General features: G+C 33.4%; 17 protein-coding genes. 4 read left to right on the top strand and 13 right to left on the bottom strand.

Annotated features, from left to right (window positions below):
• Window positions 1-39 precede the first annotated feature (39 nt).
• From Q0822_RS12240 to lysA, 9 genes are all read right to left on the bottom strand, one after another.
• Window positions 40-2,742, bottom strand: coding sequence for a prolyl oligopeptidase family serine peptidase (locus Q0822_RS12240; RefSeq protein ID WP_299124017.1), 2,703 nt, complete (start codon window positions 2,740-2,742; stop codon window positions 40-42).
• A gap of 21 nt (window positions 2,743-2,763) precedes the next feature.
• On the bottom strand, window positions 2,764-6,027 hold the full coding sequence (locus tag Q0822_RS12235; RefSeq protein WP_299124014.1) for a S41 family peptidase: 3,264 nt from the start codon (window positions 6,025-6,027) through the stop codon (window positions 2,764-2,766).
• Window positions 6,028-6,076: 49 nt separating this feature from the next.
• Complete coding sequence (locus Q0822_RS12230; RefSeq protein WP_299124012.1) at window positions 6,077-7,105, bottom strand: acetamidase/formamidase family protein; 1,029 nt, start codon at window positions 7,103-7,105, stop codon at window positions 6,077-6,079.
• A 71-nt stretch (window positions 7,106-7,176) separates the two neighbouring features.
• Window positions 7,177-8,367: a heparan-alpha-glucosaminide N-acetyltransferase domain-containing protein gene (locus Q0822_RS12225; RefSeq protein ID WP_299124010.1), complete on the bottom strand. Its 1,191-nt coding sequence runs from the start codon at window positions 8,365-8,367 to the stop codon at window positions 7,177-7,179.
• Between the two features lie 219 nt (window positions 8,368-8,586).
• The gene (locus Q0822_RS12220; protein ID WP_299124008.1) at window positions 8,587-9,945 is read right to left on the bottom strand and encodes an MFS transporter; all 1,359 of its coding nucleotides are present in this window, start codon (window positions 9,943-9,945) and stop codon (window positions 8,587-8,589) included.
• Between the two features lie 142 nt (window positions 9,946-10,087).
• Entirely contained in the window at window positions 10,088-10,825 is a 738-nt protein-coding gene (locus Q0822_RS12215; RefSeq protein WP_299124007.1) for a hypothetical protein, read from the bottom strand.
• A 164-nt stretch (window positions 10,826-10,989) separates the two neighbouring features.
• Complete coding sequence (locus tag Q0822_RS12210; protein WP_299124005.1) at window positions 10,990-11,727, bottom strand: LytTR family transcriptional regulator DNA-binding domain-containing protein; 738 nt, start codon at window positions 11,725-11,727, stop codon at window positions 10,990-10,992.
• Window positions 11,727-13,616: a histidine kinase dimerization/phosphoacceptor domain -containing protein gene (locus Q0822_RS12205; protein ID WP_299124003.1), complete on the bottom strand. Its 1,890-nt coding sequence runs from the start codon at window positions 13,614-13,616 to the stop codon at window positions 11,727-11,729. Before Q0822_RS12205 ends, Q0822_RS12210 begins: the two co-directional genes overlap by 1 nt.
• A 91-nt stretch (window positions 13,617-13,707) precedes the next feature.
• Complete coding sequence (lysA, locus tag Q0822_RS12200; protein ID WP_299124002.1) at window positions 13,708-14,913, bottom strand: diaminopimelate decarboxylase; 1,206 nt, start codon at window positions 14,911-14,913, stop codon at window positions 13,708-13,710.
• A 119-nt stretch (window positions 14,914-15,032) separates the two neighbouring features.
• Between lysA and Q0822_RS12195 the strand changes: the two genes are divergently transcribed.
• The 3 genes from Q0822_RS12195 to Q0822_RS12185 all read left to right on the top strand — a co-directional run bounded on the left by Q0822_RS12195 (window position 15,033) and on the right by Q0822_RS12185 (window position 17,472).
• Window positions 15,033-15,689: a hypothetical protein gene (locus Q0822_RS12195; protein ID WP_299124000.1), complete on the top strand. Its 657-nt coding sequence runs from the start codon at window positions 15,033-15,035 to the stop codon at window positions 15,687-15,689.
• An 85-nt stretch (window positions 15,690-15,774) separates the two neighbouring features.
• Complete coding sequence (sucC, locus tag Q0822_RS12190) at window positions 15,775-16,965, top strand: ADP-forming succinate--CoA ligase subunit beta (protein ID WP_299123998.1); 1,191 nt, start codon at window positions 15,775-15,777, stop codon at window positions 16,963-16,965.
• 165 nt (window positions 16,966-17,130) lie between these two features.
• A complete protein-coding gene (locus Q0822_RS12185; RefSeq protein WP_299123995.1) occupies window positions 17,131-17,472 on the top strand; it encodes a hypothetical protein in 342 nt (113 codons plus the stop codon).
• 33 nt (window positions 17,473-17,505) lie between these two features.
• Here Q0822_RS12185 and Q0822_RS12180 read toward each other — a convergent pair whose 3' ends face one another.
• Both Q0822_RS12180 and Q0822_RS12175 read right to left on the bottom strand, forming a co-directional pair.
• Window positions 17,506-17,772, bottom strand: a complete 267-nt coding sequence (locus Q0822_RS12180) for a DUF1456 family protein (RefSeq protein WP_299123993.1) — start codon at window positions 17,770-17,772, stop codon at window positions 17,506-17,508.
• A 3-nt stretch (window positions 17,773-17,775) separates the two neighbouring features.
• A complete protein-coding gene (locus Q0822_RS12175) occupies window positions 17,776-18,585 on the bottom strand; it encodes an alpha/beta hydrolase-fold protein (RefSeq protein ID WP_299123991.1) in 810 nt (269 codons plus the stop codon).
• A 142-nt stretch (window positions 18,586-18,727) separates the two neighbouring features.
• On the opposite strand from Q0822_RS12175, the gene Q0822_RS12170 reads away from it, so the two are divergent.
• The gene (locus Q0822_RS12170) at window positions 18,728-19,129 is read left to right on the top strand and encodes a TerB family tellurite resistance protein (RefSeq protein ID WP_299123989.1); all 402 of its coding nucleotides are present in this window, start codon (window positions 18,728-18,730) and stop codon (window positions 19,127-19,129) included.
• 143 nt (window positions 19,130-19,272) lie between these two features.
• Here the strand turns inward: Q0822_RS12170 and uvrB are convergent, their stop codons facing one another.
• Window positions 19,273-21,279, bottom strand: a complete 2,007-nt coding sequence (gene uvrB / locus Q0822_RS12165; protein WP_299123987.1) for an excinuclease ABC subunit UvrB — start codon at window positions 21,277-21,279, stop codon at window positions 19,273-19,275.
• A gap of 35 nt (window positions 21,280-21,314) precedes the next feature.
• Window positions 21,315-23,654, bottom strand: coding sequence for a choice-of-anchor L domain-containing protein (locus tag Q0822_RS12160; protein ID WP_299123985.1), 2,340 nt, complete (start codon window positions 23,652-23,654; stop codon window positions 21,315-21,317).
• Window positions 23,655-23,664 lie beyond the last annotated feature (10 nt).

The raw sequence follows: 23,664 nt of genomic DNA, 5'->3' as shown, positions 1-23,664 counted from the left end.
GGATAACGGCAAATACCATTACAATGTCCAGTCCTGTCATTATTCTTTAATTACTCTAATTCCCACATAAGCACTTTTAATTTCGTCATTATCATTAGCATCGTAATAGTCGTAAGCACTATAACCGTAAATACCATTATCATAAAATTCAGCGACATTTCCTCCTAAATCATAGATTTCTGCTTCGCCAATTTTACTAGATTTAAAGCTACCAACAGGTTTTATAAGTGAATACTTTAGGTCAACAAGTTTTTCTTTTAGTTTTGTATAATCACTAGGTACTAATTCATATCCAGCCCAATAGTTTAAAGTATTTTCTTTTGATGCTGCTTTTCTAGAAGATTTACTAAGTGTTTTAACTTCTTCTTTATTAGGTAATCTATAGGTTTGTCCAGTTTGCTTTGACAACCAATCGACATAGTTATTAGCATCAGCCATAGATACCACAGCAGGAAGGTTATCATTACCTGTTTTATAGCTATAATCAGTATTAAAAGCTTTGAATTGCGCATTTGTAACTTCAAAGCGGCCTATCGATGTCGAATCTTTTTTAATAAGTACAGTTTCAGGAATAAGTACTTCGTTACTTAATTCTCCAAATAAGCCATCTACGGTTTTTACCGATTGTAATTTTATAATATTAGCTAAAGGACTATCCTCTTTAAACGCTTCATTATCTGATTTTGGCTTGTTGAGTAAATAGGTTTCAATCCAAGTGATTTCTTCTTTCATTTTGCGTAATTGATGCGTAATCTTGCCTAAACCATGAGGTTGTCCAGGAAACCACAAAAACTTAACAGGAGTTTTACCCACTTGTTGTAATCCTCTATAATATTCCCATCCTTGGTCTCTTGGCACTGCTCTGTCTTCACTTCCATGAAAAATAATTGTAGGTGTTTTTATTTTTTCAATTTCAAATAATGGGGATTTTAATATATAATTTTCATTATAGGATTTTCCATTCATATCGTCCCAAGGAGCGCCACCGAAATAGTGTTGATCAAAACTTACACCAAAGCGACATGTTCCATAATCAGAGGTCCAGTTAACATCACCAGCTCCAGGTGCTGCGACCTTAAACATATCAGGATAACGAACAGTAAGCATTGTAGTAATAATGGCTCCATTAGACCAACCCATAGTACCCATTTGGTCTTTATCAATTTTGCCTTCACTATGCAAAACCTCTATACCTTTTATAATGTCTTCCATTTCTGGTTCATAGTAATTCTCTTTTATACTTTCTACATAGGACAAACCATGATTACTTGAGCCGTGATAATTAGGTTTTAAAACAAACATACCACGCTGTGCCAGTAGGTTAGGATAAGTACTCCAGCGCTCAGACCATGAATCTAAATCTGTACCTGCAGGTCCACCATGAATGGAAAGCATCAATGGATAGCGTTTTCCTTGTTCATAATTTTCAGGATAATATAAAATACCAGTAACGTCCTCATTTTTATAACCTTTCCAGATCATGACTTCACTTTTTGTGATTGATTTTTTTGAAAGATTGTCATTAAGCTTTACGAGTTCTTTTTCATTAGAAAATTTATGCGCATTTAAATCCGAAATGTAAAAACTTGGTAAACGTGATGCTGTAGAATAGCCATAAATTACTTTTAACCCGTCTTCAGAAATAGCATTTATACTTACGTGATCATTTTTTTCTCCTAAATCAATTTTTCGTTTAGACCAACTATTACCATTTTTCTTATAATATGCTAATCGTCTTGTCGCTCTATTTGCAAGAGAAACCATAATATCATTTCCAACCACATTATAACCACCTGCATGTCCCAATTCCCATTTTAGATCTACTTTGCTATGCGTTTTTGTTGTAAAATCAAAGTAGTATAATTCATTAATACCAGATCCATTGTATTTTGGATTTGATCCAAATTCTGATGAAAAATAAAACCCTTTATTATCATCTGTAAATTGAATGCCATAAGTTGGATATCCAAAATCAGATAGTATTTGTTCTGTCTTGCCAGTTTCTAAATTCTTTAGATACCTATACGGGTCTTTTTGTGCATCTGCGGCATAACTACGACTACGTTGTTCGGCATATACTAACCACTTTCCATCTTTAGAGATGTTATATCCAGCTAAAGGTTTTTTGTTAGATGTTAAGCGGTTTGTGGATTTGTCTTTTAGGTTGAAAGCGTATACATGATTAGGTTTCCAATGAAGAGAATCTTCCACAACAATGACATTATCTTTCTTGTCTTCAATTTTGGTTTCGTATAAAGTTTTACCATCATTAGATTGAAATAAAAGGGTGTTTGTGTCTTTCCATTGAAGGTTTGAAATTCCATTTTTAAATTCTTTTACTTCTAAAGCTTCACCACCATAAATACTCAATTTCCATAACTTTTTCCCCTTATCTCTTGAAGATAAAAAATAGATGTATTCGCCATCTTTGGAAAAGACAGGGTTATAATCATTGTCTTTACCATTAGTAAGCTGAATAGTTTTAAAATCACCATCTTTAATTAGATCTAGGCGTGTTAGATAAATGTCAGAAACAAAACGATCTTTTTCTTTCACTGCTTTACGTTTAGTCCAAACTACCATAGAGTTATCTGGTGATATAGATACAGAACGCATAGACTCTGTATTAATAATATCTTCAGGTGTCCATCGAGATGAATCATTTTTGTCTTGTGCAAAAATGGTAAAGCTCAATAATAAAGTGAAAAATAGGCTTATTAAGTGTTTAAAATTTGTCTTCATTTTAAAATAATATAGTTCGTATTAGTTTCCTTTAGCAGGTTTTGAAAATTGAGGGGCTTTAATTTCTGTCTTAACACCAAGTTGTTTCATAAGTTCTGCAACTGCTTTTTCGAGTTGAGGGTCTCTACCATTTGATAATGCTTTAGCGTCTTGTCGTATTTCAATATCTGGTGCTACACCTACGTTTTCTGCAATCCATTTATTATTTATTGGATCAAAAACTGCGTTGTCTGGTGCAGTTAAACTTCCTCCATCGATTAATCTGTAATGCGTAGACGATTTTACTAATCCTCCCCAAGTTCGCATGCCAATTAATTTTCCAGCATTTTGTTGTCTAAATACCCATGGAAAGAAATCTCCTCCAGAACCAGCAAGTTCATTTATTAATAGAACTTTTGGTCCTAAAATACCAGCAGGTAGTTTCATCGGTTTGCCATTTGGTACTTCGTTAGTTAATCCTGCTCTAAGACTACGAGTCATTAAATCTACCATGTAATCATCTAAAAATCCGCCACCGTTAAAGCGTTCATCAATAACGGCTCCTTCTTTATCTTGTTGCGCAAAATAATAGCGATTGAAAGACACAAAACCTGGTCCTCCAGTATTAGGAACCCAAATATAGCCTAAGCGACCGTTAGATAATTTGTCAACTAATCTGCGATTATCTTCAACCCAAGTGCGTTGCCTTAAAGAGTTCTCGCTTCTAATTGGTTTAACAATTTCTGTCCAATGTTCTTTAAACTCTGGTTTGTCATTAATATGTAGAATGGTTTGCTTACCAGAGGTACCATCTAAATGTCTATAAAAGTTATCAGTTCCTTTTATCTCATTACCATTAATTCCTACAATATACTGTCCTTCTTTTATTTTGAGTCCAGGCGCATCTAAGGGGCCAGATAATCCTGGGTTCCAGTTTTCTGTGGTATAGATACGACTAATTTGCCAACGCCCATTATTTGAAACCATATCAGCGCCTAATAATCCAGTTGTTGAGCGTTCCACATCTGGGTAATCACCACCTCTTACAAAACTATGACCAACAGACAATTCACCATTAACCTGATCTAAAATATAGGTTAAATCAGCTCTGTGTTTAATAAATGGAACTAATGGTGCATAACGTTTGTAAACAACTTTCCAGTCGCGACCATGAATGTTTGGATCATAAAAATAATCACGTTCATATCTCCAAGCTTCTTCAAACATTTGTTCCCATTCAGCAGAACGGTCTAGTTTCATTTGTAGGTTTACTTTTAGATGTTTTGCTCCTTTAGCATTTCCGCTACTAGTCTTAATGACCTTCCAGTCTCCGTTAAGTCTTGCTAGCATATGTTGTCCATTTGATGTAACGGAAACTGCACTAGCTCCAGAGGTGAATTCTTTGCTTTCCTGATCTTTAAGACTAAACTTATGTAGTGTTGCTCCTCTTCCGTTAGGAATGTATTCAGAAACAAACATAGAACCTTTTGGACCAGCAAGAATATAACCATAATATCTAGAAGGCATGGGTAATGCTAGAGTACGACGACCGATATTTTCGAAATCAATAATCATTGGTTTATCCTTATCAACCTTTTTACCTTTAGAGTCTTTGTCTTCTTTTTTATCCTTGTTTTTTTCATTATCTTCTTCTTTTTCCTCTTTTACCTCTTCTTCATCACTTTTAGGTTTAAAAGGAGAATCATCATTGGCATCTAAATTCAATACATAAGCAGAATAAACAGGGTCAGCAGTCATAGAACTTGTATTGGCCCAACCAGAGCCAAGTGCTACATCAGTACTTGCTAAAAAATAAAGTTGCTTTTTGTTTAAGTCCCATGCTGGTGAAAAAGAATCTGCAAAAGGATCCGTTATTGGTTTTGAAACGTCCTTATCTACAGAATAGATGTAGACTTGTCTAAAATTATTAGAAGCAGATTTTTCATAAGCAATCCATTTACTATCTGGTGACCATTTTAATTCAATACCTCCACGCTCTAAATTATTACCACCAACATCAAATGTTTTCACCTTTTTAGTTTCTAGATTTACGAATTTTAAACGCACATCATCATCAACAAATGCTATATGTTTTCCATCTGGAGACCAAGTTGGATTCCAAGCTAATTTTGATTTACCAATCGAAATAGCTTCAGGTTGAGATAAACCATCTTGAGCAGATATCATTAAGGCATAACCTTTTCGATCGGCATCAGAAAACCAAGCAATTTTATCACCTTTTGGTGACCAAATTGGTCGTCTATCTGCAGTTTCAGAACTTTCAGTAATATTTCTAGAATCACCAAATTCAATAGGAACTGTAAATATATCTCCACGAGATTGCATTATAGCACGCTTCCCATTTGGAGATAAGGATGCAGAACTTATAGAATTTGAAACGTTTTCCCACTTCGTCTCTGCCCAAGGAAAATCTCCGACAACATTAATGTTGAGTTGCGTTGATTTTCCACCAGAAGCATCCATTGTATGTAAATAACCATCACGTTCAAAAACTAAAGTATCACCATTTCCACTTAGCCATTTAACATCTGAGCCTTTGAATTTTGTTATTTGGTTTAACGCTTTTGTATTTGGATTATAAGACCAAATATTTGAAACTAAATCGCGGTCAGATAGAAAGTATATCTGGTCACCCAACCACATCGGTTTTATATCAGTTGTACTTTCATTAGGAAGTAAAACCTCGTTCTGACTTTCTAAATCTAAAATTATAAGGGGAGTATTTTGGCCTCCACGATACGCTCGCCATTCCACATCCCAACGATCCATTTTGTCAATGATTAATTGTTTTCCATCTGGAGAATATGAACCATCAAAACTCCATTGCTTGGTTAATAATTTTGGTGCTCCGCCTTCAATAGAAATGGTATATAGTCTATTATATGGTCTAGGAGCAGTTTCTCTGTTGCTGGCAAATAGGATATGTTTTCCATCATTGGTCCAACCTCTAACTATTGAACCACTTGGATGCCATGTTAAGCGTTTAGGTTCACCACCATCTTTTGAAACGATATAGACATTATTCGATCCAGCACGATTAGAACTAAAAGCAATCCATTGACCATCTGGTGAAAAGTAAGGGTTAGACTCTACAGCTGCAGTTGAAGTGATTCGTTTCGCTTCACTTGAATTTAATTCTGAAATCCATATATCACTACCATAAGTATATGTAATATGTGTAGCGCTTATATCTGGCTGACGGAGTAGACGTGTACTTTGTCCATTGGAGTAAAATGTTGCTAGTAAAACAATTAGGAGTGTTTTTAAAAGACAATATGATTTCATGTATTAAGTTTTTTAGTTGATTAATGATTCTTAAATGATTTAATATATGTTATTCCATATTCAACACCGATTTTGACATATGCATTGTAACTAACATATTTGGTAAATCGACCACTTCAGCTATTTGTAAATCACCGGCTAGTGAGCATAGGGCATAAGCTTCATCTGTGGTTAAATTATGATTAGCTTTTAAATAGTTTACCATATATAAGGTTGCTTTTTTAGCAGCTTCATCTAGCGTAGGTGCAAAACCAGTTGTGGCATAATAAGTATTGGTTTCATATTGTGGTTCTTCAATAGATTTATCTTTTAGAAGTTCAATTTCATAAACAATACGTAATGGTGCTTCAATAGCTGTACCGCAGACCTCACCTAAACCTTGTACGGCGTGTCCGTCTCCAATAGAAAATAGACCACCTTCTACAAATACAGGAAAATACATTACCGTACCTTCTTTCATGTTAGGATCGTCCATATTACCACCATTTTCTCTAGGTGGAATGGTACTTAACATTTCTGAAGTATCAGGTGCAACACCCATTACACCAGGAAATGGATTCAATTGTAATTTAATATCGTTTTTAAATGTGACTGAGGTTTTATCTTTTCCAAGCTCGTATAGCTTTAAATATTTCACATTAATATCTTCTGCTAAAAAACCAAATCCTGGTACAATAGCATTCCAACCCCAGTCACCTAATTCAATAGTGTGTAATGTTACTTTTAGTACATCTCCAGGTTGTGCATTTTCAACATATACAGGTCCTGTAAGTGGATGAATAGGTTCAAAATCTAGAGAATCTAAAGCTTTAATAGTAGAATTTAAGTTAAATTGACCATCACTAGCTTCTTTGGTAAAAGCTTCAATTACTGCACCAGATTTTACAGTTAGTACTGGTTTAATAGTACTACTGAATTTGTTGTGGGTCTGATCTCTAGTTAAAGTATATTGTATTTGAGGTTTAGAAGATGTAACGTCTTCAACTTCTATTTCTGATGCGATTTCTTGTTGAGACTCTTTACAACTATTTAAGCCTACAAGTATTGCTAAGCTGAGAATTAGGATTATTTTTTTCATTATATCATTGTATGTAAGGGTTGGTATAGGTTAAAGATAATAGTTTAATCATCAAAATTATAGCTTTAATTTTACAAATAACTTAGCCACCATTTATCTTTATTGCTGGCTTTGTACTGCATATATTTTTTACAAATAGGATATAGAATAACAATAACCAAAATCCAAACGGCATAAGACACCCAAAGATCAAAACCTATATTGAATAAATATCCTTTTTTAAAACGATCAACAGTTAATATAAGTTCTTGCCAATTTTCTCCTAGAATGACTAATCCAACCATACCTATTAAATGAATTAAGTATAGGTGTAGAATGTAGTAAAAGAAAGGCACTCGTCCGAAGACTAACATCATATTCGTAAATCGATTTTTAATGGATTCGATAGCATATAAAAAGATAAGTGCAGGTCCAAGAGTCATTAAAGTATAGGCAAGTGAAGGAGGGTATTTAGTAACATTAAAAAATGATAAAACAGTATAAGTAAAACGATCTTGAGTTAACCAAGGTTTCAAATCTCCATAGACATTGATAAAGCGTAAGATGAAGAATAAAACTATGGCTCCAATACCAAATCTAAGCAGCCACGTTTTTCTAATTTTTGCATCAAAACCGCTTTGATAGAAATGACCAAAGCAATACCCAAGAATCATAATACCAAGCCAAGGCAAAAATGGATAAGCAATTGCTAACATACCTTGCCCTTCATTTATAACCTGAAAATTAAATTGATGAACATAATACCATAATAGAGAAAGTGGTTCAGTACCTTGTTCAGTAATTCCATCGAGTAGATTATGTCCAAAAACAATTAAAAGACCTAGACCCAAGAGTATTTTTTTTGGCAAGTAAATCAGAGCAGCTAAAATCATCATACAAATACCAATAGCCCAAATCACTTGAAAAATATGAACACTAAGACTTATGTCAAATGTCCACGAAAAGTTAACAACTGTCAATTCTATAAAGACTAGCCAAAGTCCTCTAGTGAACAAAAATTTCGCAAGATTATTCTTCGATGTTTTCTTACTACCATATAAAAAGGCTGAAGTTCCGGCAAGAAACACAAACACTGGTGCACAAAAATGTGTAATCCATCTTGTAAAGAATAGAAATGGAGTTGTGGTTTCTAAGTTAGCAGGATCGGCAAACATGTATCCTGTATTAGTATAATCTCTCGCATGGTCTAAAGCCATAATGACCATAACTAGTCCTCTTAGAATATCAATAGATTCTATTCTGGTTGATCTGATTGATGACATTGTGATTGGTATTAGTTGGTGTAGGTGTTTAAAGGTATAGAAAAAGTGTTATAAAAATGTAAGGCTTTACAATTTTTAACTAATCAAATAAACAGGCAAACCAGTAATAGCATTATCATTAACTAATTGGATGTACTTCAAACACTAAACCATCAATAGTGCATGTCGTCACTATTACTGGTTCTATCTTTATATAGTGCCTGTTTTTTTATTATATAATTAATCCTTAATGACTTGAGGTTTCAATAAAACCTTATCTAATACAGTAAAGCTCTCTACTTTTTTTCTATGTCTATCAAAATTCACAAATCGCATTAGGACAATCATTAAAATAGGTGAGAGTGTAATGAATAAGAAAACATATTCCCAGCTAAAATGAGTTTTAAGGATACCAAGCAAAGTAGATCCAGAAGCACGACCCATATTAGATAGCGCCATATAAAAAGTAAATTGAGTTGCTGCAACGGTTTTCCAGCAAAGGTTCATGGATGCAGCAAATGTGGCTATACTTAAAAATGTATAAAAGATGTAATAGGAGACTATAAAAGTATAAATAAAGATAACATTGCTCCAAAGATTAGAAGCGAAAGCGAATAAACCTATTAAAACAGCAATAATGGCAAGATAAGATACAAGCATCTTCATTTTACCAAAATAGTCTACTAGATAACCACCAATTGACATTCCTAAAACTCCAGCTACAATATTAGAAATTGAAAACACTTGAGAGAAATAGGTATTGGTCCAACCTAGCTCTTGAACTGAAAAAATAGGAAATAATGTATCCATAAAGCCGAACATAATACCAATGATAAATGAAGCAATACCAAAAACAATACTCGACTTTAGTTTTAGAACCCTATAAAGACTTCTTAAGATTTGAGACCAGCTTCTTAGCTGTGCTCCTTTTGACGCCTTGTTAGCTTGTCCTTTACTCCAGGGCATATTTTTTTCTCCAGGTCTCTCAGTGAAATAAATTGGAACTATCATGATTAAGGCAACAGCTATGGATAGAGATGAAATGGCAGCTGTAAATCCTATCTTATTTATTAGTGTTGTTCCTATAACAAGCGACAATGACGTCCCGATTATTTTCGTTCCCCACATAAGACCATTAGCACGTGCCTGTTCATCTACAGGAATAACATCGACTGCCATACCATCTGTAGCAACATCTTGAAAGGCTCCAAAAAAACTAATCATGAATCCTACGATACTGAGTCCAACTAAATTTTGTTTTGGGTCTGGAACAAATCCGATGCTTAAAAAGCTGATAATTAAACCTAATTGACCAAAAATGACCCAAGGTCTTTTTCTCCCCATGGCTAAGTAAGTAAAACGATCCATTAAAGGAGCAACCAATATTTTAAAACTCCATGGAATAATAATGATTCCAACAAAAGAAGCTATTTCTAAAGGCGATCTACCATTCACAGCTAACCAAGCTGGTATAGCAAAAAATGTAATGCCTTCAGGTATACCTTGTGCTATGTATAATGCCGAAAATGAAAAGTAACGTGATAATGCGCTCGATGTTAAGCTACGTTTAAACTTAAGACTCGATTTTAATTTTGACATGATAGTGGTATGAATAAAGTTGCTGAGCGTTTTGCTAAAAAAAGAAGCACTATCTTATTAATCTTTCACTAGTTGTTATGATATAATAATGATAGTGCTTTCTAAAACCTCTAGGGTTAATAATTCCAGACTAAGAATGATTCTAATTCATACTTAGTTCTGACTCTAATGTGTAAGTATAGCTCCATTGCTCATCAATTACATCTTTAAATTTTTGACGTAAGGCTTCAGTTTTAGTTTTGCCATTTGCTCCCTCATAAAGTTTCCATATACTTTCTCTATCAGTGTCTAAATCAGCAAAATCTTTAAAAGGTGTAGAAACAAAATAATCTCCAGCTTCTCCACCCATATAACGGTACCAATAACCTCTTTTGTCTCCTTCTTTTTTACTAATGGCAGAACTCATCTCATCTACAGCTTCGTTAAAAGCCTTGTCGTCATTCACTTTAAAGCTGGTAACCCAAACAACAGTATTATCACCTAAACCTTCTTTACGACTAAACTCAGGTATAGACCTTGTCATATTTACTTCAGTACTTTCAATATGAGGTAAAATGAATTCTAATGCCACTGCGCCACATGCTTTTCCGGCTGCATCACTTTCATCCATTTCAGCCCAATTTTCAAATCGGTTTGATACTACATATACATTTCCTTTACCTTGTAGTCTGTGCCATGTATTCCAAGTGCCAGTGCCGTTATTGTCTTTATAACACTTTTTCCATTTCTTTACACCTTCAGTAAACTTTGAGTTTTCACCAAATTTAATAGTGTACTCAGTGAGTTCCATAATGTCACTTTCAGCTTCTTGAGCTTGCATTGTTGTTGGCAGCAATACTGCAAAACATGCTACACATAAAATTGTTTTTAAAATCTTCATAATTAATAGCTTTAATTGGTTAATGATAAATGAATTCAATTTTTGAATTCCCATTCAAGTAACTGACAATTAATATGAAATAAAAACAAGCTAGGACGAAACGGCTATTCTATTACCCGAACGTTAATATTTACTTATCCAATAAATTTATGAAGTGAAGATGATTAAATTGTTTGTAAGCGATTCAGCAATTCGTCCTTTAAGGATTTACTTATTGGAATTGCTTTTTTACCAATAACGATATGGCTTTTAGCTATCTCGCTAATTTTTGAGATACTGATAATATATGATCGATGCACACGTAAAAAGTGTTTTCGCGGCAACTTTTCATCCATGTCTTTTAAAGTCATTACCAAAAGATACTCTTTGTTCTTGGAATAGATACGACAATAGTTGCGCTCTGCTTCGATGTATAGAATATCATTAATATCGACTTTAACCATTGAATTGTTGTGTCTTACAAAAATACTGTCGATAAGAACCAGAGATTCCGTGTTGTGCAGTACGCCATCTTCTTCATTTTTTAGCGCAATCTGAGTAAGGGCTAATTCTATAGTGCGTTGTAAATCAAGCTTTTTATAAGGTTTGGATATAAATCCATAAGGATGAGTTTTTTTTGCTCTATTAAAGTGAGCATCATCCGTATTGGCAGTCAAATATATGATAGGAATATTATGATTTTTCTGCATATTTTCTGCAGTTTCAATGCCATCAAGATTGCCCTTTAGATTAATATCTAAAAGTAGAATGTCTGGTGGATTATTCTCTATATGCTTTAAAGCTTCTTCGCCTCGAGGAATAATTCCCGTAACCTCATAACCTAATTCTGTTAGCTGAAGCGAAATATTGGCACCAATAATCATTTCATCTTCAACAATGAGTATTTTAATTTGTTCACTCATTAAGCAGCAGTGTCTATTAAAAAGTCAAATTCAATTAAAGTACCTTGCTCAGAACGTTCAGTCATTTTACCGTTGAGTTGCTGAGTTAAAAGTCGAACGAGTTGAGAACCAAATCCTGTGCCTTTTGGCGCAATACCTTTAACTTTACCAACGCCATTATCAGATACTTTTAATTTCAAATGATTGTTTTCGGTTTTTTCTAAACTGATAGAAATTTCACCTTTTTTATGTTCTGGGAAAGCATATTTCAAAGCATTTGTAAGAAGCTCATTCACAATGAGACCAATAGGGACGGCAGTGTCTACATCTAAATCTAGATTGTCCATAGCACATTCTATCTTTACTTTATCTTCAGCATTAAATGTATCCAATATACCTTCGCTGAGGTTTAAGAAATAATCTTTCATTTCTATACTTCCTAAGTTTTCACCTTGATATAATTTTTGATGAATGATGCCCATCGATTGTACACGATTTTGACTTGCTATCATGGCATCTTTAGTTGCAGAGTCCTCAATTTGTGCAGATTGTAAGGCAATCAAACTTTTAACCATTTCGAGATTGTTCTTAACACGATGATGGATTTCTTTTAGCAGTAATTCATTTTCAGCATTTTTAGCGCGGATGATTTTAGTTGCTTCTTTGTTTTTATTGAAGAAGTAGAGTAGTGAGAGTAATAGTAAACCTAATAATGCGGCAACTGCAATAATCAAATTTTGTGTTTTTGTTTTTTGTGCTATTAAAGAAGCTTGGCTCGCTAAAGCTTCATCTTTTTTACCAGTTTCATACTTAACTATGGTTTCTTCTTCAAGATTTTCAATGGTGCCTTCTAGGTCATTTACTTTGTTAGTATGAGCTATGTTTTTATAGAATAAAGCATTTTTTAAATCACCCAGCTTTTCATAGCATAGTGCTAAATCTTCATATTGAGTGACTAATGTAGTAGTTCCTTTTTTTTCGTATTCTTTTACACCAGCAAGTAAATGTTTTAAAGCTTTCTCATAATTATTTTGTAACAAATAGACTTTACCAATTTCTGTTTCGTAGGTAGCGCAGCGTTCTTCACCAATTTTTGCGGAACATATTTTCCATGCTTTTATAAAATCGTCTAATGCTTCGTCATATTTTTTTTCCTTTAGATATACTTCACCTCTATAGGAATGCCCTCTTACTAAAATAAAGGTTTCCTCAGGAACTTTCTTTCTTACAGTTTCTAAGCAGTAATCGGCCGCTTTATAGGCCTTTTCAAATTCACCCAATTCACCATAACTTTGAATAAGGCTAAATTGAGCAATGGCCACACCAGCAAAATTTTCTGCTTTTTCTAGAATAGGGACTGCTTTATTAAGATACTCTACAGATTTTTCATAGTCTTCCATGACTTGATAAAGTGCGCCAAGAGTTCTGTACGCTCTACCTAAACCTGCCTCATCCTCTAATTCTTCATAAAGTAAAATAGCTTTGAATAAGACATCTTGTGACTTATCTAACTCACGTATATTAATATAATCTATTGATAAAGTCCTGTAGGTATCTGCTATTTTCTTTTTATCATCAAGTTTAATATAATAGTCTAATGCTTTATTGGCATGATAAACAATTGAATCTCCTGGAAAAGTGCCATTATAACTGTGCCAATTGGCGATTTCTTCATGTACTTCGGCAATGGTTCTGATATCAGATTCTTGCTGGCTACGTTTTAGAGTTTGTAAGCCAATAGCATGAAAATTATCCAAATCTTTACCTGTATACGCATTGTTACGCATCCATGATAAACTGGAATCTATTGAAACAGTTTTTAAGTCTTCAGGACTGGGAACTTTAGTTTGTGAGAAAATTGTGCATACAGACAGGCACAGGGCAAAAATTGTAACGATGGTTTTAGTCATAAGTCTTTGATGTAGTCATATTTAAAAAGACTTAGGGGAATGTTAAAGATATAAAAAAAAGTGTTACTGTTATTAGTAACACTTTTAATCTTTAAATGGCTATCTCAACTTGATTATTGATAATGTCCTCAAAAGTTTCTCGTTTTCTTATAAGATGGGCATTGCCTTTATAAATCAATACTTCTGCTGGTCTGTAACGCGAGTTGTAATTGCTTGCCATGGAGTAACAATAGGCTCCAGCATTTTTAAAGCAAAGTATATCTCCTTCATTTATTTCAGAAATACGTCTATTATTGGCAAAGGTATCAGTTTCGCAGATGTAGCCCACTACTGAGTAAAAACGTTCTCTTCCTTTAGGATTAGAAATATTTACAATATCGTGTTGTGAACCATATAACATTGGTCGAATTAAATGGTTAAAACCAGAATCAATTTGAGCAAAAACTGTTGATGTTGTTTGTTTTACCACATTTACTTTTGCTAAAAAGACACCAGCTTCACTTACTAAGAATTTACCAGGCTCAAAAGCCAAGGTTAAATCTTTTCCGTACTCTTTGCAGAATTCATTAAAGCGTTTTGATAATTTGTCACCTAATTCTTCAATATTTGTTTCAATATCACCCTTTTTATAAGGAACTTTAAAACCAGATCCGAAATCAATAAATTCAAGATTTTTAAAGTTTTTTGCCGTTTCAAATAATATTTCACTTGCATAAAGGAACACATCAATATCTAAAATATCACTACCAGTATGCATGTGAATACCGTTAATATTCATCTTAGTATTTTCAACGATACGGAGTAATAGTGGGATTTGATGAATCGAAATTCCAAACTTGCTATCTATATGTCCAACAGAGATATTGGTATTTCCACCTGCCATTACATGAGGATTGATTCGTATACAAACAGGAATATTAGGATGCTTTGTTCCAAACTGTTCTAATATTGAAAGGTTATCAATATTAATCTGAACTCCTAATTTTGAAACTTTTTCAATTTCTTCAAGTGATACACCATTAGGAGTAAAAATGATATTCTCTGGTTTAAAACCGGCTTTTAGGCCTAGTTGAACTTCTTGTATTGAAACTGTATCTATACCAGAACCGAGTGAATTAAATAATTTAAGAATAGAGATATTTGAAAGTGCCTTAACGGCGTAGTTAAGTTTTAAATGTTTAACCTTACCAAATGCTTTTGTTAAACGTTTGTATTGATTAGTAATTGTTTCTGTATCGTAAACATAAATAGGGCTTCCAAAATCTTTAGCAATCTTTAATAAGGTATTTTTATTCATTCGTTTGAAATCTTAGGTATTAATAATAGTAATGGTCAAATGTATATGTAATAAGTATTAAAAGCATAAAAATTAAAAAATATTGCTATTTTTACACATAATGTTAAATAATTAACAATTTGAAAACAATAACATCTTGTGTAGAGGAAATAATAAAGTCAAGCCCTTTCTTAGAAGAGGGTTTATCTCGAGAAATTATTAATTTTTCTGCTTTAGCAAAAGATTTAAATTTCCCAATTTCTGAAATGCTAAGAAAACCTGTAAAAGATGGTGCTATAATGATGGCTTTGCGTCGCTATCAGCAACCATTGACTCTTGAGAATTCTGGTCGATTAAAAAAGGTCTTTAAAAATCTTGGAGATATTACAGTACGTTCAAATTTAAGTGATTTTACGTTTCAAAACTCTAAGACCTTGATAAATAGTCATGCACAAGTTTTAGAAAAAATAAGTGCTAACCAACAAATTTTTTATGCTTTTACTCGTGGTATGTTTGAGAGTAATATTATCATTTCAACTTCCGAAAAAGATAGTATTTTAAAAGTATTTAAAAATGAAATACAAATAGGTCTACAAGATAATTTATCGGCCATCAGTATTTATTTGCCTAAAGGCAATTCGAAAATTGCTGGTTTATATTATCAAATTTTTAAACGACTAGCTTGGGAAAAAATCACCTTATATGAAGTCGTTTCTACAACTAATGAATTTACGATAGTTGTTGAAGACGACTTAGTGGACAAAGCGTTTTCAGTGATAAAGCGTTTAAAAGATTAAAATAATAGACAAGGAATATCAAAACTATTGGCAAAAACGTTTTAGTATGCTTATTTTTGTGCCACCAATAAATTTCTGATCACAAATGAATTTACACGAATATCAAGGAAAAGAATTATTAAGCAGTTTTGGTGTGCGTATCCAACGTGGTATTGTAGCTCAAAGTGCTAAAGCAGCTGTAGATGCAGCTAAACAATTAACAGCTGAAACTGGTACAGGTTGGCATGTTATAAAAGCCCAAGTTCATGCAGGTGGACGTGGAAAAGGAGGTGGAGTAAAACTGGCTAAAAACCTTCAGGAAGTTGAAGAAATTGCCGGAAACATCATCGGAATGAATTTAGTAACACCCCAAACCTCTGCTGAGGGAAAAAAAGTTCATCAAGTATTAGTTGCTGAAGATGTTTATTATCCTGGTGATAACGAACCTGAAGAATATTATATGTCTGTGCTTTTAAATAGAGGTACAGGTAAAAATATGATTATGTATTCTACTGAAGGTGGAATGGATATTGAAACTGTGGCTGAGGAAACTCCACATTTAATATTTACTGAAGAAGTTGATCCTGCATTAGGATTACTTGGTTTCCAGGCACGTCGTGTAGCATTTAACTTAGGTTTATCTGGTACTGCATTTAAAGAAATGACAAAATTTGTATCTGCATTATATACTGCTTACGTTAAATCTGATGCATCTTTATTTGAAATCAATCCGGTTTTAAAGACTAGTGATGATAAAATTATGGCTGTAGATTCTAAAGTAACTTTAGATGACAATGCATTGTATAGACACAGAGATTTGGCTGAAATGCGAGATTTACGTGAAGAGAATCCAATAGAGGTTGAAGCAGGAGCTTTAGGACTTAACTATGTAGATCTAGACGGAAACGTTGGTTGTATGGTAAATGGTGCTGGTTTAGCAATGGCAACAATGGATTTGATAAAGCAAGCAGGTGGTGAGCCAGCAAATTTCTTAGATGTTGGTGGTACAGCTGATGCTGCAAGAGTAGAAGCTGCTTTTAAAATCATATTGAAAGATCCTGCTGTGAAAGCTATTCTAATAAACATTTTTGGTGGTATTGTACGTTGCGATAGAGTAGCACAAGGTGTAATTGATGCTTATAAAAATATGGGTAATATTACTGTACCAATTATTGTTCGTTTACAAGGAACTAATGCAGATATTGCTAAAGACTTAATTGACAATTCTGGTTTAGACGTGCTTAGTGCAACTGAATTTCAAGAAGCTGCTGATAAAGTACAAGCAGTTCTTTCATAAGAGTTTAAGATTTCAATATATTTATTAAATGCGCCTTTTTAGGCGCATTTTTTATTTGCTACAAGTGTTAATTATCTGCTAATCAATGTTAAACAGTGTTAAGAACTGTAACTGTCAAAGAAATTAGACGTCTTTTAAGTATCAATCTTATAAAAACGAATAATTATGAAAACATTAAAAATGTTAGTACTAGTCGTAGCAATTACGTTTAGTAGTGTGCTTTCAGCTAGCACAAATCCGATCAAAAATGATGAGCCAACCTCCATTAGTAAAACAGTAGGAGAATTATTGAAAAACCCAGATTTTCAATTAAACCAAGAAGTAGATGCCGTTGTTGATATTTTCATTAATGATGACAATGAAATTGTTGTATTATCTGTAGAGACTGATAATACAAGAGTAGAAAAGTATATCAAGAGCCGTTTGAACTACAAGAAGGTATCTAATGAAACTTTAGGTTACAAAAAATCATTCAAAGTACCAGTTAAGATGGTAAAATCTAATTAGATACTTTTTGATTATTAATTAAAAAGGGCAACATTATATGTTGCTCTTTTTTTGTTTAGACTTATTAGAATCCCCTTTTTTTGGCATAGGACCTCTCAAATGAATAATCAATCCATTGAGAAAATTTCGAAGGATTTGGTCACCACATTTCATATATTTAGGATGATCTTCTTTTCTAAAGAATGCATTGATTTCACTTTTTGAAATTCGAAAGTCAACCAAGGCTAATATTTTTATAATATCATCATCTCTTAATTTATGAGCTACTCTTAGTTTTTTGAATATGTCGTTATTTGTCATGTTTTATTGTTTAGTCGTTAGATATTGATATGCTTCTCCAAAATTTTCAGCCCAAAGTTGTTCGTTATGCTTGCCTCCTTTAACAGTTTTGCCTTTCCACTGACTATCTGTTACTCCATTAATAATTAATAAATTCATCATTTGTTCTAATTTAGGAATCATAGTTTCTCCTTCATCTGTACCAGCTAAAAAATAAAATTTAGATGACTCTGGTATTTCTGTTGATTTAACTAAATCAAAAATTTCAGGATTAATCCAGAATGCTGGCGAAAATACTCCTGCATTGCCAAAAGTTTCAGGATATTTAATGACAGCATAAAATGAAATTAATCCACCTAAAGACGATCCAAATATGGTTGTATTCTCTGCCTCTGGTTTTGTCTTATAAGTAACATCAATGAGAGGTTTCAATGTGTTTTTAATGAAAGTTAAATAATCTTCACCTTTTCCGCCTCCATACTTTTCATGTATATACGGAGTAAGCTCATCAATTCGTTTTTCATTTCCATGTTCAATACCAATAATAATACTTTCATTTTCGTTTAATGCATCCATATATTCATCTATTTGCCATTCTCCAACATATGAAGTTTCAGCATCGAATAAATTTTGAGCATCGTGCATATAAATAACAGGATAGGATTTTTCAGAATTTTGGTAATCTTTAGGTAAATACACCCAAATGGTTTTCACTGTATCTAACTGTGGTGCTGCGATGTTAAATTTTGTAACTTGTTTAGATGCAGTGCTTTGCGCGTCTAATTTGTTTAAAATTAATATTGTAAGTATCAAGTAAATATACTTCAATCTCATGCTATAATTGCTGTTTTAAAATGATAAACGTTTAAAAAAATCGACTAAGTACTAGGAATTTTTCGACAAGATACAAGATATCAACGACAATAAAATAATGTACCTAGTTAACTTTACATCATAATATAATCCCCTCGAAGACATGATTAACCGTGCTGAAAAATTGAGCTTGTTATCCGAAATGATAGCATTTGCACAAACAGATGAAAATATAAGATCCATTGAATACAATTTCTTATTTAGTATTGCTAAACAATTAGATATATCTAAAGAAGATTTTGAATATTTGTTTGAGCACCCTGTAACTTATGTGCATTTAAAATCGCATAGTGAGCGTATAGTCCAGTTTCATAGACTAGTTCTATTGATGAATTTAGACCATAAGATATCTCCTAAACAATTAGTGAAAATTCACAACTTTGGTTTACGAATGGGATTAAGTCATGAATCTATTAATAGAGTATTGGATCTAATGGACAGCTTTCCCAATAAAATTGTACCACCAGATTTTTTAATTGATATTTTTAAAGTTCAGTATAACTAAGTGAGACTCAAATTTTAAAAGCCGAAAGGCGCACTAAAGTTTGTAAGTCAAACTTATTCCGATGGATATCGGAATCTTTTGAATTTCAGAAAATTCCATTTAAAACACCCCTAAAGTCCCCTCAAGGGGACAAAAGACATAACTTATTTCACTTTCAACTTTTCTAACTTACTCTGATACGCAGTAATCTCATCTCTAAAACGTGCTGCTTCCATAAAGTCTAAGGCTTTTGCAGCTAACTCCATTTGCTTCCGTTTTTCTCTTATTTTCTTTTCGAGTTGACTTTTATTCAAATATTCGCTTTCTGGCTCAGCGGCAATTTTTGCATCAAGTTCTGTCCGGTAAGTGCTCACGGAATTTTTTGCTAAGGCACTGTCTAAACTTTTGTTTAAGGCTTTTGGTTTAAGATTATGCTTAGTATTGTAGGCAATTTGTTTTTCTCGACGATATTCAGTTTCATCAATAGTTTTTTGCATGCTTTTGGTGATTTTATCTGCATACATAATGGCTTTACCATTTAGATGTCTAGCCGCTCTACCAACAGTTTGTGTCAACGAACGGTTAGATCGCAAAAAACCTTCTTTGTCTGCATCTAGTATGGCAACTAAAGATACCTCAGGTAAATCCAAACCTTCACGTAGTAGATTAACACCAACCAAAACATCAAAAATACCTTTTCGTAAATCTTGCATTATTTCAACACGCTCTAGAGTGTCCACATCGCTATGAATGTATCGACAACGGATGGAGATTCGGGTTAAGTATTTTACCAATTCCTCAGCCATTCGTTTTGTCAATGTGGTTACTAAAGTTCGCTCATCTTTTTCTACACGATCTTGAATTTCTTCGATTAAATTATCTATCTGATTTAAGCTCGGTCTAACTTCAATAACTGGGTCTAACAAACCAGTCGGACGAATCACTTGTTCTACATAAACTCCACCAGTTTTTTCCATTTCGTAATCCGCAGGAGTTGCACTCACATAAATCACTTGATTCTGAAGTGCTTCAAATTCTTCAAATTTTAATGGCCTGTTGTCCATAGCAGCTGGTAATCGGAAACCATAATCTACTAAATTTACTTTACGACTTCTATCACCGCCATACATAGCATGAACTTGAGAAATGGTAACATGGCTCTCATCCACAACCATTAAGTAATCATCAGGGAAATAATCTAGTAAACAGAATGGTCTTGTTCCTGGAGCTCTTCCATCCAAATATCTGGAATAGTTTTCAATCCCAGAACAATAGCCCAACTCACGTATCATTTCTAAATCAAATTCTGTTCGCTCTTTTAGGCGTTTAGCTTCAAGGTGCTTACCTATTTCTTTAAAATAGTCATGTTGCTTTACTAAATCATCTTGAATATCTTTTATCGCACCATTCAGTACATCTGGTGATGTCACAAACATGTTGGCAGGATAAATATTCAAACAGTCATAACGCTCAATGATTTCATTGGTTCTGGCATCAAAAGCTTCGATTTCTTCAATTTCATCTCCAAAAAAATGAATTCTAAAAGCGTTATCTGAGTAACCAGGAAATACATCTACTGTATCACCTTTTATTCTAAAGTTTCCATTTTTAAATTCGGCTTCAGTTCTAGAATATAAACTTTGCACTAATTGATGTAATAGTTTAGTGCGAGAAATAACTTGGTCTCTTTCTATAGTTATTACATTTTTTTGAAACTCAACAGGATTTCCAATACCATATAAACACGATACCGAAGCTACAACAATAACATCGCGTCTTCCAGATAATAGAGAAGAGGTGGTGCTAAGTCGCATCTTCTCAATTTCCTCGTTTATAGATAAATCTTTCTCTATATATACTCCAGAAACGGGAATATATGCTTCAGGTTGGTAGTAATCGTAGTAGGATACGAAATATTCTACTGCGTTCTCTGGAAAAAATTGCTTAAACTCAGAATATAATTGAGCTGCTAAAGTTTTGTTATGTGCCAAAACCAAAGTTGGTCGTTGCACTTCTTCTATTACATTGGCAACTGTAAAGGTTTTCCCAGAACCTGTTACACCTAAAAGTGTTTGATACTTTTCTTTACTTTCAATACCCTTAGCTAATTGCTTAATAGCTTCAGGTTGATCTCCTGTAGGTTTAAACTCTGATTCAATTTTAAATCGCATAAAGCAAAGTTACGATAAAGAATAATGTAAATCAATCAACGTTTTAGAGCAAAATGTCCACTATAAGTTCTACCATCCGAGAGCTTAGCAATAAACCAATAATCGTCACTTGGTAATTTACTGCCATTCAGATTGCCATCCCAACCACTACTTTGTGGTGTCTGTTCTGCAATTAATTTTCCGTAGCGATTGAAAATTTGAACAGCTTCAATGAAATTAGATTGTGCAGATGTACCAATGACTTGCCATGTGTCATTGTCACCATCACCATTAGGTGTGAAGAATTTTGGAAAGCCTAAAACAGAAATTGTCTCTTCAGTAACTCCACAACCATTGATGTCTCTTACATAGACTGTATGAAATCCTTTAGAAATATTAGTGAATACATTACTTTCCTGATACAAACTATTTATATCATCTATAGCATATTCATAATCTCCATCACCAGAAACATTTATAGTAATTGTATTATTAGGGTCAATACCTTCTACAGAAATACTTTCTATAATTGCAGAACTAGATGGACTAACAGTTATAGTTCTGCTAGAAGAACAACCGTTTGGGTCAGTAACAATTACTGTATAGATGCCAGTTTGGTTGATATCATTAAAAGTAGTATTTATTGCTGTTGATGTACCATTGTATAACCACTCGTAATAATAATTATTTGGTAAATCATTTAGAACTCCTCCGAAAAGTGTAATAGCTTCTGGAAATGTGTTGGTACAATAGATTATAGTTTCATCAGCTTCTAACACTGGAGTATAGAGTACAATAAGATTTACTGCTGAAATACTAAAACATTGGTTATTACTTTCAACTTTTACAAATATAGTTTGGGAATTAGCAGTTGTGTTTTCGTAGTTATTGGATAGCTGGTTTGATTCACTAAAAGCATCTTCCTCTGATTCATAATAGGAAATCAAAGCACCATCTGGAATTTGATTTTCTATCTCTAATTCAATATCGCTTAGCGTAAAATTAGCAAAACCATCCACCAGATCACCATCACAGGCTTCTAAATCAGAAATAGTTAAGATGTTGTTTGATATCTGTAATTCTAGTTCCACAACATCAAAACAATTTGCGGCATTAACGATGTTAGCATAAACAACTTGAAACGGTGAGGTATTCTGAAAATTAGTTTGATTGGTAATAGGATTATTATCAATAAAAGCATCAGCTTCGGTTAAATAAAAGTCGAGAATTTGAAGGGAATCATTGCCGTTAATTAAGTCATCTAAAGCATCAAATAAATTATAGGTTGTTAATCCGTCACTATTAATATCACACTCAATTAATACTGCATCAGAGCCAACTGGTAAAGGAGCATATTCTATTACTGCTTCTCCATAGGAGATACAGTTGTTGTCTAAGAATACTTCAACAGAGTATGTTCCAGATTCTGAAACTTCATATTCAAAACAATTGAAACAAGGAATAGTACCTTCAGGAATTCCGTTTTTTGACCAAATATAACTTGCACCTTGTTGAAATGCATTTAAGGTAATAGTTTCACCTTCACAGGCTGCATTTCCTGTTGCAATTAGCCTATTTGGCCCTAAATCAGAAGATAATTTAAAGCTACCAGCTTCAATGAATACTGCGGAATCATACCTGAAATTTTGCTCATCTGCTATAACGAGTTTAACGTGATAGGTTTCATTTGGGATTACGTTTGCCGTTGCCGTTAAAATCGCTGTTTGTCCATTGAAATTGATAGGAGCATTGGTACCATTATAGTTTCCAAAATAAGTTTCGTTTTGTGGAGGACAACTGCCTTGTACTCCTGGAGTAACCGTTGTCGCTTTAACCGGAATATTGGTATCTGGTACTAAGGCAATATTTTCGTATTGATTTTGCCCAGTAGCAGGTCTAATTAAAAACCCGAATAAATCTGAAAAATTACAGCTATTGGGATTATTTTCTTGGTACTCTTCTGAAGCAAAAATATATCTAAAACTGATTTGTGATGCTACTGAGGTAAAATCAAATTCTAAGATTGTAGCATTAAATGTATTTGATTCATTCAGAGCGTTTTCCAAATCTGTATCTCCTAACCAATTTGTTGCATCATCGTCGCTTAGATTATTATTTGGACCAGGAACATTTTGTAATCTTCCTGTACTTAATACAATGCCGCTTTCAAAAGGAAATGTGGTTCCGACTCCATTGAAATAACCATAACTTTGATCTGAATTATTAAAATCACCACCTAAAACATTTGTAACTATTACATTTTCAATACAATCACTATCAATCAGTATATCTTCTATAAGTTGTTGTGGAGTATATGTTTGACTATCTACTGAAATATTTTGAGCATAGTTCAGTAGAGAAAATAAAAGGGTAACAACCAAGAATGTTCTCTTCATTTTCATTTTT

This window comes from uncultured Winogradskyella sp. (assembly GCF_947496485.1).
In the GTDB taxonomy this organism is placed as follows: Bacteria; Bacteroidota; Bacteroidia; order Flavobacteriales; family Flavobacteriaceae; genus Winogradskyella.
Note: the sequence above shows the minus strand (reverse complement) of the source record. Positions and strands in the feature narration are given on the sequence as shown.